Origin of the sequence: Comamonas sp. 4034, from assembly GCF_050434545.1 — a bacterium.
Classification (GTDB): domain Bacteria; phylum Pseudomonadota; class Gammaproteobacteria; order Burkholderiales; family Burkholderiaceae_C; genus Comamonas; species Comamonas odontotermitis.
Window position 1 is genome coordinate 40,660 of sequence record NZ_JBNDIT010000024.1, and the last position, 10,670, is coordinate 51,329.

Annotated in this window: 9 protein-coding genes; 6 read left to right on the forward strand and 3 right to left on the reverse strand. The window is 60.3% G+C overall.

Going from position 1 to position 10,670, the window contains the following annotated elements; genetic code table 11:
• Positions 1 to 41: 41 nt before the first annotated feature.
• A complete protein-coding gene (locus ABIE32_RS19580) occupies positions 42 to 515 on the reverse strand; it encodes an HIT family protein (RefSeq protein ID WP_224150149.1) in 474 nt (157 codons plus the stop codon).
• Positions 512 to 4,423: a DUF3683 domain-containing protein gene (locus ABIE32_RS19585; protein WP_429018624.1), complete on the reverse strand. Its 3,912-nt coding sequence runs from the start codon at positions 4,421 to 4,423 to the stop codon at positions 512 to 514. Before ABIE32_RS19585 ends, ABIE32_RS19580 begins: the two co-directional genes overlap by 4 nt.
• On the opposite strand from ABIE32_RS19585, the gene ABIE32_RS19590 reads away from it, so the two are divergent.
• The 5 genes from ABIE32_RS19590 to ugpC all read left to right on the forward strand — a co-directional run bounded on the left by ABIE32_RS19590 (position 4,422) and on the right by ugpC (position 9,118).
• On the forward strand, positions 4,422 to 4,610 hold the full coding sequence (locus ABIE32_RS19590; RefSeq protein WP_429018627.1) for a hypothetical protein: 189 nt from the start codon (positions 4,422 to 4,424) through the stop codon (positions 4,608 to 4,610). The genes ABIE32_RS19585 and ABIE32_RS19590 overlap by 2 nt on opposite strands.
• A 284-nt stretch (positions 4,611 to 4,894) precedes the next feature.
• Positions 4,895 to 6,211 (forward strand): sn-glycerol-3-phosphate ABC transporter substrate-binding protein UgpB, encoded by a 1,317-nt coding sequence (gene ugpB, locus ABIE32_RS19595; RefSeq protein WP_224150152.1) that lies wholly within the window; start codon positions 4,895 to 4,897, stop codon positions 6,209 to 6,211.
• 111 nt (positions 6,212 to 6,322) lie between these two features.
• Entirely contained in the window at positions 6,323 to 7,204 is an 882-nt protein-coding gene (gene ugpA / locus ABIE32_RS19600) for a sn-glycerol-3-phosphate ABC transporter permease UgpA (protein WP_224150153.1), read from the forward strand.
• 2 nt (positions 7,205 to 7,206) lie between these two features.
• Positions 7,207 to 8,058 carry a sn-glycerol-3-phosphate ABC transporter permease UgpE gene (ugpE, locus tag ABIE32_RS19605; protein ID WP_224150154.1) on the forward strand — a complete coding sequence of 284 codons (852 nt, stop codon included), beginning with the start codon at positions 7,207 to 7,209 and terminating at the stop codon, positions 8,056 to 8,058.
• Between the two features lie 52 nt (positions 8,059 to 8,110).
• A complete protein-coding gene (gene ugpC / locus ABIE32_RS19610; protein ID WP_429018631.1) occupies positions 8,111 to 9,118 on the forward strand; it encodes a sn-glycerol-3-phosphate ABC transporter ATP-binding protein UgpC in 1,008 nt (335 codons plus the stop codon).
• A 27-nt stretch (positions 9,119 to 9,145) separates the two neighbouring features.
• Here ugpC and ABIE32_RS19615 read toward each other — a convergent pair whose 3' ends face one another.
• Positions 9,146 to 9,343: a hypothetical protein gene (locus ABIE32_RS19615; protein WP_429018634.1), complete on the reverse strand. Its 198-nt coding sequence runs from the start codon at positions 9,341 to 9,343 to the stop codon at positions 9,146 to 9,148.
• Between ABIE32_RS19615 and ugpQ the strand changes: the two genes are divergently transcribed.
• The gene (ugpQ, locus tag ABIE32_RS19620) at positions 9,342 to 10,115 is read left to right on the forward strand and encodes a glycerophosphodiester phosphodiesterase (RefSeq protein WP_429018635.1); all 774 of its coding nucleotides are present in this window, start codon (positions 9,342 to 9,344) and stop codon (positions 10,113 to 10,115) included. The two genes, ABIE32_RS19615 and ugpQ, sit on opposite strands and share 2 nt — an antisense overlap.
• Positions 10,116 to 10,670: the final 555 nt, after the last annotated feature.

Here is a 10,670-nt window from a genome sequence, read left to right on the forward strand (position 1 = left end):
CGCACATCTGGCGCGCGCAATGCCATCAAAAACAATAGCAATTATGCCGCAACCAGACGCTCAAGCGCAGCAACCATGCGAGCCTCGGCGGCGGGCAGCTGCGCGGCCAGTTCAGCCTCTAGCGCAGTGTTGCGCTCGCGCTGCACCGCAGCCCACACCGAGCCCGGAAAGTGGCTGTCGTCGCTGTAGCGGGCAATCACATGCCAATGCAAATGCGGCACCATATTGCCCAGCGCCGCCACATTGATCTTGCGTGGTGCGGGGGTCATCGCACGCAGTGCCAGCTCCACGGCCACGACGGCATCCATGCACCATTGGCGCTGATCGGCAGGCAGATCGGAGAACTCTGCCACATGCGCAGCCCAGACCACACGATAAAAAGCAGGAAAACCCGCTTCTTCCGCATGGATGACACGCAAGGCGCCGCCCGCACGAGCGCCCTGCCATACTAGGCGGCCGCCTGTGCCGTGGCACAGCGGGCAACCGGGGTTCGGTTCGATGGCAGGGTTCGTCATACCAGCACCCGCTCGATGCCGCCGTTATTGGCGCGCTGCACGTATTCGGGCATCCAGTTTTCACCCAGGATCTCGCGCGCCATCTCGACGACGATGTAGTCAGCCTCCAGCAGGCCGTTCTGCAGATCGTCCTGGTAGCGGTTCAAACCCTGCAAGCAGCTCGGGCAGCTGGTCAGAATCTTGACGTTGTCCTTGGCGTCCACCTGGCCTGCGTCGCGCAACTGGGCTTCGCCCTTGCGGATTTCCTCGGTCTTGCGGAAGCGGATCTGGGTCGAAATATCGGGGCGGGTCACGCCCAGCGTGCCCGATTCTCCGCAGCAGCGCTCGCTCTTCAGCACGTTGTCACCCACCAGCGCCTTCACGGTTTTCATCGGGTCCTGCTGCTTCATCGGTGTATGGCAGGGGTCGTGGTACAGGTATGCACTCTTGCCCTGCAAGGTCACACCCTTTTCCAGCAGGTATTCATGGATGTCGATGATGCGGCAGCCCGGGAAGATCTTGTCGAACTGGTAGCCCTGCAGCTGGTCGTAGCAGGTACCGCAACTCACCACCACGGTCTTGATGTCCAGGTAGTTCAGCGTGGTTGCCACGCGGTGGAACAGCACCCGGTTGTCGGTGATCATCTTCTCGGCCTTGTCGAACTGACCGCTGCCGCGCTGTGGATAACCGCAGCACAGGTAACCCGGCGGCAGCACGGTCTGCACACCGGCATGCCACAGCATGGCCTGCGTGGCAAGGCCCACCTGGCTGAACAGGCGCTCCGAGCCGCAACCAGGGAAGTAGAACACCGCCTCGGTTTCCGAATTGGTGGTTTTCGGGTCGCGGATGATGGGCACGTAATCCTTGTTCTCGATATCAAGCAAGGCGCGCGCCGTCTGCTTGGGCAAGCCGCCAGGCAGTTTCTTGTTGACGAAGTGGATCACCTGCTCCTTGATCGGCGCAGTACCCACGCTCGCTGGCGGGTGCGCGGTCTGGCGCCTGCCCAGGCCCTTGAGCACATCAACGGCCAGCCGCTGGGCCTTGAAGCCCACGCCCACCATGGTCTTGCGCAGCAGCTTGATGGTGTCGGGATTGGTGGCATTGAGCATGGCCATCGCCACCTTGTTGCCGGGGCGGAAGCTCTTCTTGCCCATCTGGCGCAGCAGGTTGCGCATGTTCATGGTCACGTCGCCAAAGTCGATCTTGACCGGGCATGGCGTGGCGCACTTGTGGCAGACCGTGCAGTGGTCCGACACGTCCTCAAACTCCTGCCAATGGCGGATGGACACCCCACGGCGCGTCTGCTCCTCGTAGAGGAATGCCTCCACCAGCAGCGATGTCGCCAAAATCTTGTTGCGTGGCGAATACAGCAGATTGGCGCGCGGCACATGGGTGGCGCACACCGGCTTGCATTTGCCGCAGCGCAGGCAGTCCTTGACCGAATCTGCAATCGCGCCAATATGGCTTTGCTGCATGATGAGCGATTCATGCCCCATCAGGCCAAACGACGGCGTGTAGGCATTGGTCAGATCGGCATACATCAGCGATTTGCGCGATTTGTCGCCTTCGTGCGTCTGCTCCAGCAGCAGGCGGCGCTCCTCGGCCCGCAGCAGTTTGCCCTTGTTGAAGTGGCCGTGCGGGTCGATCTTGGCCTTGTATTCGGCAAAGGGTCGCAGCTCATCGTCGCTCAGGAACTCCAGCTTGGTGATGCCAATGCCATGCTCGCCCGAGATCACCCCACCCAGGCTGCGAGCCAGGGTCATGATGCGCGCCACTGCCGCGTGAGCCGTGGTGAGCATCTCGTAGTCATCACTGTTGACGGGCAGGTTGGTGTGCACATTGCCATCCCCCGCGTGCATGTGCAGCGCCACGAACACGCGGCCCTTGAGCACGCGCTGGTGGATGGCAACCACCTCGTCCATGATCGGCTGGTAGGCCGAGCCGGTGAAGATCGCAGCCAGCGGCGCGCGCAGATCGGCTTTCCAGCTCGCGCGCAGGGTATGGTCCTGCAGCAGGCGGAACTGGCCTTCCACGTTGTTCAGCCAGCCCTGCCAGCGTCCACGCACCTCAGTCACCAGCGACAGGGCCTGCGCCACGCGGTCTTCCAGCAGTTCTGCGGACGGAATCTCGCTCGCGTCGTCCTGCTTGCCCAACGGCAATTGGCCATTGGCAAAAAAGGCGTGCAACTCGTCGCACAGCTTGATCTTGTTCTGCAGCGACAGCTCGATGTTGATGCGCTCGATGCCGTCGGTGTACTCGGCCATGCGCGGCAGCGGAATCACCACGTCTTCGTTGATCTTGAAGGCGTTGGTGTGGCGGCTGATAGCCGCCGTGCGCTTGCGGTCCAGCCAGAATTTCTTGCGCGCCTCGGGGCTGATGGCAATGAAGCCTTCGCCGCTGCGCGAATTGGCGATGCGCACCACCTCGCTCGTCACACGCGCCACATCATCGGGGTTGTCGCCCACGATGTCGCCAAACAGCACCATCTTGGGCAGGCCGCCGTGCTTCTTGCTCTTGGTGGCATAGCCAACCGCCTTCAGGTAGCGGTCATCCAGGTGTTCCAGGCCCGCCAGCAGCACACCCGAGCGCTTTTGCTCGGCGAACATATAGTCCTTGATCTCGACGATCGAAGGCACCGCATCCTTGGCATTGCCAAAAAACTCCAGGCACACCGTGCGGGTGTGTTCTGGCATGCGGTGCACCACCCAGCGCGCGCTGGTGATGAGGCCATCCGTGCCTTCCTTCTGCACGCCCGGCAGGCCCGAGAGGAACTTGTCGGTCACATCCTTGCCCAGGCCTTCCTTGCGGAACTTGTAGCCCGGAATGTCGAGCCGCTCCGTGCGCAGCAGCTTCTTGCCTTCGGCATCGAGGTACTTCAGCTCGAAGCTGGCCATCTCGGCATCGTGGATCTTGCCCAGGTTGTGGTCCAGGCGCGTCACCTCCAGCCACTGCGCATCAGGCGTCACCATGCGCCAGCTGGCCAGGTTGTCCAGCGCTGTCCCCCAGAGAACGGCCTTCTTGCCGCCCGCGTTCATGGCGATGTTGCCGCCAATGCACGATGCCTCGATCGATGTCGGGTCCACGGCAAACACAAAGCCGCCACGCTCGGCCGCATCGGCAACGCGCTGCGTCACCACCCCGGCCTGCGACCAGACCGTGGGCACCAAGTGATCCACACCGGGCAGAGACACCATCTCCACCTCGGTCATCTTTTCCAGCTTTTCGGTATTGATGACCGCGCTGCGCCAGGTCAGCGGAATCGCGCCGCCCGTATAGCCGGTGCCGCCGCCGCGCGGCACGATGGTCAGGCCCAGCTCGATACAGGCCCGAACAAGCCCGGCGATCTCTTCCTCGCCATCGGGCGTCAGCACCACAAAGGGGTATTCGACGCGCCAGTCAGTGGCATCGGTCACATGGCTCACGCGCGAGAGGCCATCGAACTTGATGTTGTCCTTGGCCGTAATGCGCCCCAGGGTGCGCTGCACCTTGCGGCGCAGCTCCGTGGCATCCTGCAGGGTTGTGTCGAATTCGGACACTGCAACCTGGGCGGCTTCAATCAACTGCCCCACCAGCGCATCGCGCGCAGCGTCTTCTGCGGGTGCGCGGCGTTTCTGCACCTCGGCCAGGCGGTGGTGCAAGGCTTCCACCAGTTGCTTGCGGCGGCCGGGGTTGTGCAGCAGGTCATCCTGCAGGTAGGGGTTGCGCTGCACCACCCAGATATCGCCCAGCACTTCATAGAGCATGCGGGCCGAGCGGCCCGTCTTGCGCTCCTGGCGCAGCTGGCCCAGCAGGTTCCATGCATCGAAACCCAACAGGCGAATCACGATTTCACGGTCGGAGAACGAGGTGTAGTTGTAGGGAATCTCGCGAAGACGGGCTGGCCCGTCGACCTGTGCTTGCAAGGTAGCCAGCGCAATCGGTGCATTCATGGATGAAACCTGTACGGGAGCGTGGGGCTCCCTGGGAGTTGGCAGTGGGGGCACCGATTTTATGACATGGGGCAATTACGCATGGCTCCAGCCCGCAAAAGCAGATACGTCGCTCCAGTTCTCCAAGATCAAAGCCTTTTTCCAGCACCAGGAATTTTCTCTATTTTTCTCATTTGATCGAATTTGAGCATTTAATCGGGGCGGGACATGCCTAACACAGATGTTTGACCCCCTTGTGTGACAGCCCCAACGATGGACTAGGCAAATTCCCGGGTGGTTACATTTTTTCTTTCAACCTAGAATACAGCCTGTCTTACAATCGTAACGTCTTGTATTTGTTGACGCTGTATGCCTGTACAACCGGGTTTCCCCAGTTGCTTCACCAACGGCGATATGCCACAACGTCACAGAACATTCACAAACGCCTCATACGATTCGTTTTTGAGCGTTTTTCATAACCCAGGAGCATTCATGCACTTCAAGCGTTTGGCCATCGCTGCCGGTATCGCAGCCACCACAAGCCTGTCCGCCCATGCAGTCACCGACATCCAATGGTGGCATTCCATGACCGCCGTGAACAATGAGTGGGTCAACGATCTGGCCAAGGAGTTCAATGAAAGCCAGAAGGAATACAAGATTGTTCCTACCTACAAGGGCGCCTACGACGAATCGATGACCGCTGCCATCGCGGCCTTCCGCTCGGGCAACGCGCCAGACATCCTGCAGGTGTTCGAAGTGGGCACCGCCACCATGATGGCCTCCAAGGGCGCCACCGTACCCGTGGGCAAGGTGATGGCCGACGCTGGCGTCACCTTCGACCCCAAGGCCTACATCCCTGCCGTGGCCGGTTACTACACCGCCCCCAATGGCCAGATGCTGAGCTTCCCCTTCAACAGCTCGACCACCATCTTCTATTACAACAAGGACGCCTTCAAGAAGGCCGGCCTGAACCCCGACAAGGCCCCCACCACCTGGCCTGAAGTGTTTGAAGCCGCCAAAAAGCTCAAGGCAAGCGGCCACAGCTGCCCCATGACCCTGGCATGGCAGGGCTGGACCCAGCTGGAATCCTTCTCCACCTGGCACAACGTCGAGTTCGCCACCGAGCAAAACGGCCTGAGCGCCAATGGCTACAAGGCGCGCATGAAGATCAATTCGCCCCTGCACGTCAAGCACATCGACAATCTGGCCGCAGCAGCCAAGGCTGGCGAGTTTGTCTACAAGGGCCGTGGCTCGATTCCTCAGGCATCGTTCACCGCTGGTGAATGCGCAATGATCCAGACCTCGTCGGGCTTCTACGGTGATGTGGCCAAGAACGCCAAGTTCGCCTACGGCCTGTCGACCCTGCCTTACTACTCCGATGTCAAGGGCGCGCCACAGAACACCGTCATCGGCGGCGCCTCGCTGTGGGTGATGGCAGGCAAGTCGGCCGACCACTACAAGGGCGTGGCCAAGTTCTTCGAATTCCTGTCGCAGACCAAGGTACAGGCCGCCTCGCACCAGCGCACCGGCTACCTGCCTGTGACCATGGCTGCCTATGACCTGACCGAGAAGTCCGGCTTCTACCAGAAGAACCCTGGCACCGACACGGCCGTGACGCAGATGATCCGCAAGGTGACCGACAACTCGCGCGGTATCCGCCTGGGCAACTACGTACAGATCCGTACTATTGAGGACGAAGAACTCGAGCAGGTCTGGGCTGGCAAGAAGAGCGGCAAGGAAGCGCTGGACTCCATCGTGACCCGCGGCAACGAGCTGCTCACCCGCTTCGAGAAATCGTACAAGAAGTAATCCTTTCACGGACTCGCATCTGCCCTGTCTACACGGGGTGGATGCAGGCCTGATCCCGCCCTCCGGACGCTGAAAAAAGCTCCGGCGGTTTTTTTGTTTTTAAGCTCCATTATGGAAAAACGCGTCCTTTTCCGATCCAAGTGGCTACCCTGGGTGCTGATAGCACCGCAGCTGCTGATCATCGGCATTTTCTTTTTCTGGCCCGCCGCGCAGGCAGTGCTGCAGTCGTTCCAGATGGAAGACGCTTTCGGCATGAGTACGGAATGGGTCGGCCTCGACAACTTCCGCACCCTTTTCGCCGACCCGACCTATCTCGACTCGTTCTACCGCACCGCCATCTTCTCAGTACTGGTTGCGGGCATCGGCATTGCCTCATCGCTGGCACTTGCCATTTTTGCGGACCGCATCGTGCGCTTCGCCATGGTCTACAAGACCTTGCTCATCATTCCCTATGCCGTGGCACCCGTGATCGCTGGCGTGCTGTGGATCTTCATGTTCTCGCCATCCATCGGCGTGGTGGCCTATTTCCTCGACAAGCTGGGCTATACCTGGAACCACCTGATGAACGAAAACCAGGCCATGGCGCTGATCGTGCTGGCCTCGGTGTGGAAGCAGATCTCGTACAACTTCCTGTTCTTCCTGGCTGGCCTGCAGTCCATCCCCAAGGCGTTGATCGAAGCTGCCTCCATTGATGGTGCCGGTCCATGGCGCCGTTTCTGGAACATCCAGCTGCCACTGCTCTCACCCACCACCTTCTTCCTGCTGGTGATCAACATCGTCTACGCCTTTTTTGACACCTTCGGCATCATCGATGCGGCCACCCATGGCGGCCCCGGCCAATCGACCTCGATTCTGGTCTACAAGGTGTATCTGGACGGCTTCAAGGCGCTTGACCTGGGTGGATCGGCCGCGCAGTCGGTGATCCTGATGTGTATCGTTGTTGTGCTGACTGTGATCCAGTTCCGCTACGTTGAAAAGAAAGTGCAGTACTGATCATGGTGGACCGCAACCCCTGGCTTAGTTTCTTCTCGCACGCCGTGCTCATCCTCGGCGTGGCACTCGTGGCCTTCCCGCTGTATCTGGCGCTGGTGGCTTCGACGCACACCTCTACCGAAATCGTGCAGGCGCCTATGCCGTTGCTGCCCGGCACCCACATGTGGGAAAACTACAAGGAAGCGCTGCTGGGCTCCGGTAAGCTCGGCTCCAACACCAATGTAGTGCACATGATGTGGGTGAGTTTCGTGGTCGCCATGATCATCACCGTGGGCAAGATCGCGATCTCGCTGCTGTCGGCGTTCGCCATCGTCTACTTCCGCTTCCCCTTCAAGATGGTCTGCTTCTGGGCGATCTTCCTGACGCTGATGCTGCCTGTGGAAGTGCGTATCCTGCCCACGTACAAGGTCGTGGCCGAGCTGGGCCTGCTCAACAGCTACGCGGGTCTGTCCCTGCCGCTGATCGCCTCGGCGACCGCCACCTTCCTGTTCCGCCAGTTCTTCCTGACGGTGCCGGACGAACTGGTAGAAGCAGCGCGCATTGACGGCGCCGGTGCCATGCGCTTTTTCAAGGACATCCTGGTACCCCTGTCCAAGACCTCGATCGCGGCCCTGTTCGTGATCCAGTTCATCTACGGCTGGAACCAGTACCTCTGGCCGCTTCTGATGACCACTTCGGAGGACATGTACCCTGTGGTCGTCGGTATCAAGCGCATGGTTGCTGGCGGCGGTGAAGCTGCCATCGACTGGAACATCGTGATGGCCACGGCCATCCTCGCCATGCTGCCACCAACCTTGGTGGTGATGCTGATGCAAAAGTGGTTTGTCAAAGGCCTGGTGGATACCGAAAAGTAATCCCCCGTCTTGCCCATCCACCATCTTTGACCGATTGAAAAAAAAACCCGTTATGGCTTCCATCTCTCTCAAGAACATCGTCAAACGCTATGGCAGCGGCAAGTCTGCCGTGCCCGTCATCCACGGCGTCAACGCCGAAATCAAGGACGGCGAATTCATCGTGCTAGTCGGCCCTTCGGGCTGTGGCAAATCGACCCTGCTGCGCATGATCGCAGGCCTGGAAGAGATCACCGGCGGCGATCTGATGATCGGCGACCAGGTCGTCAACAACCTGGAGCCTGCCAAGCGCAACATCGCCATGGTGTTCCAGAACTATGCGCTCTATCCGCACATGAGCAACTACGAGAACATGGCCTATGGCCTGAAGCTCGCCAAGGTGCCCGAGGACGAGATCAAGCTCCGCGTCGACAAGGCCGCCAAGATTCTGGAACTCTCCCACCTGCTGGACCGCAAGCCGCGCCAGCTGTCGGGCGGCCAGCGCCAGCGCGTGGCCATGGGCCGCGCCATCGTGCGCCAGCCCCAGGTCTTCCTGTTTGACGAGCCCCTCTCCAATCTGGATGCCAAGCTGCGCGGTCAGACCCGCATCGAAATCCAGAAGCTGCATGCCGAGCTGGGCATCACCAGCCTGTTCGTGACGCACGACCAGGTCGAGGCGATGACCTTGGCCCAGCGCATGATCGTGATGAACGGCGGCAATGTGGAGCAGTTCGGCACGCCCGAAGAGGTGTATCACACCCCCGCATCCACCTTCGTGGCCGGCTTCATCGGCTCGCCCCCGATGAACCTGCTCAAGAACGCCCCTGGCGGCAAGGTTGGCCAGATTCTGGGCATCCGCCCTGAGCACATCGACCTGGTGCCTTCGGGCGGCTGGGAATTCAAGGTGGATACCGTCGAGCTGCTGGGCGCAGAGCGCCTGCTGTATGGCAAGGTGGGCGGCGAAGACCTGACCGTGCGCGTGGAAGAAGGCCAAGCCTACCCCAAGCCCGGCGAGACGGCGCACATCCAGGCACGCGAAGACCGCCTGCACTGGTTCAACGCCGAAACCGGCAAGCGTATCTAAAACAATGGCAGGTCGACGTGCGGCGCCTCAGGCCTGTTCTGAGGCAGCCACCACGGCCTGCCATGCAACCCAACGCACCAACAAGCGCCCAAACTCATACTTTGCGGCGCTTTTTTTACGTACTGCGGTTGATGTTTTTGCCAAAGATCTATAGTCAACCACGGCTTTTGCGCCCATTCCTTGGGCGCCAATAGCTACCAAATTGATAGTAATCGAGAACGCCATGACACCCTCCACCCACTGGCCCTACCCTCGCTGGATCGCCCACCGCGGCGCTGGCAAGCTTGCGCCCGAAAACACCATGAGCGCCTTCCGCCTGGGCGCATCTTTCGGCTACCGCATGTTCGAGTGCGATGCCAAGCTCAGCAGCGACGGAGTGCTGTTTCTGATGCACGATGCTGATTTGAAGCGCACCACCAATGCCCAGGGCACGGGCAGCGACCTCAGCATGGGCGCGTTGGCCCAACTCGACGCCGGCAGTTGGCATTCGCGCAGCCATGCGGGCGAGAACCTGCCCACACTGGAAGCCCTGGCACGCTGGTGCTTGGCCAACCAGCATTTCCTCAATGTGGAGATCAAGCCCACGCCCGGCCAGGAACTGGAAACCGGCCGTGCCACTGGCGCGCTGATGAACCGCATCTGGCCCCAAAACGTGGTGCCGCCGCTTTTCACCTCGTTCAAGCCCGATTCGCTGCGAGGAGCCCGCGAGGTTGCACCACACATCCCGCGCGGTCTGCTGGTGGACAAGTTTGCCGATGGCTCGGGCGAAGCCGACCTGCAACTGGCCGTGGAACTGGGCTGCCAGGCCCTGGTACTCAATCATGCGCTGTGGAACACCGCGCTGGTGGCCAAGGTGCACGCCGCTGGCCTCTACTGCAGCAGCTACACCGTCAACGACGAATGGGCGGCCCAACGCCTGATCGATCTGGGCACGGACGGCATCATCACCGACCGGGTCGACCTGTTCAGCCCCGCGCAGGATGGGCCCAGACTCTAGGATCCGTCTGCAGAACCCTCGCCAAAGGGAATAGAAGCGGATCGGAATGAGCCGCAAGGCGTCTTTTGAAAGAAATAGCCCTAGCTATCAACGAAAAAACAACGCAGTAGATTGCGCCAAACCGCATTCAGGCCGCGACAGGGAGTCTTGCAAAAGATCCCCAACAATTATTTTTGGCAGCACTCTCTCAAAAAACCGGCAATGCCGGTTTTTTTTCGTCCAGCCACATCTCCCTCCACCCGATCCGTCCCGGCATTCCACAGGTTGGGTCGACATAGCCTGCGCTTCGTCAAGCCGTATCAGAACAGCCTCGCGCTACCGGCCAATGAACCCAGCAATTGAAACCAAACGCCATTCACTCAGGCCAAAGAAGCCATTGCACCCAGGGCATTTGTCACCGGATCCCTCTTCCCCCTACAGCGCCTGCAGAATGAAACCATTCAAATTCAATATATTGATTGGGCTTTGTTGCACAAATCCGGGCCGCAGCGGTAGTAGGCTCGGATGATGAGTGAGACGAACTGGGGTCGGCGCAAGTACCGCACCACAAACTGG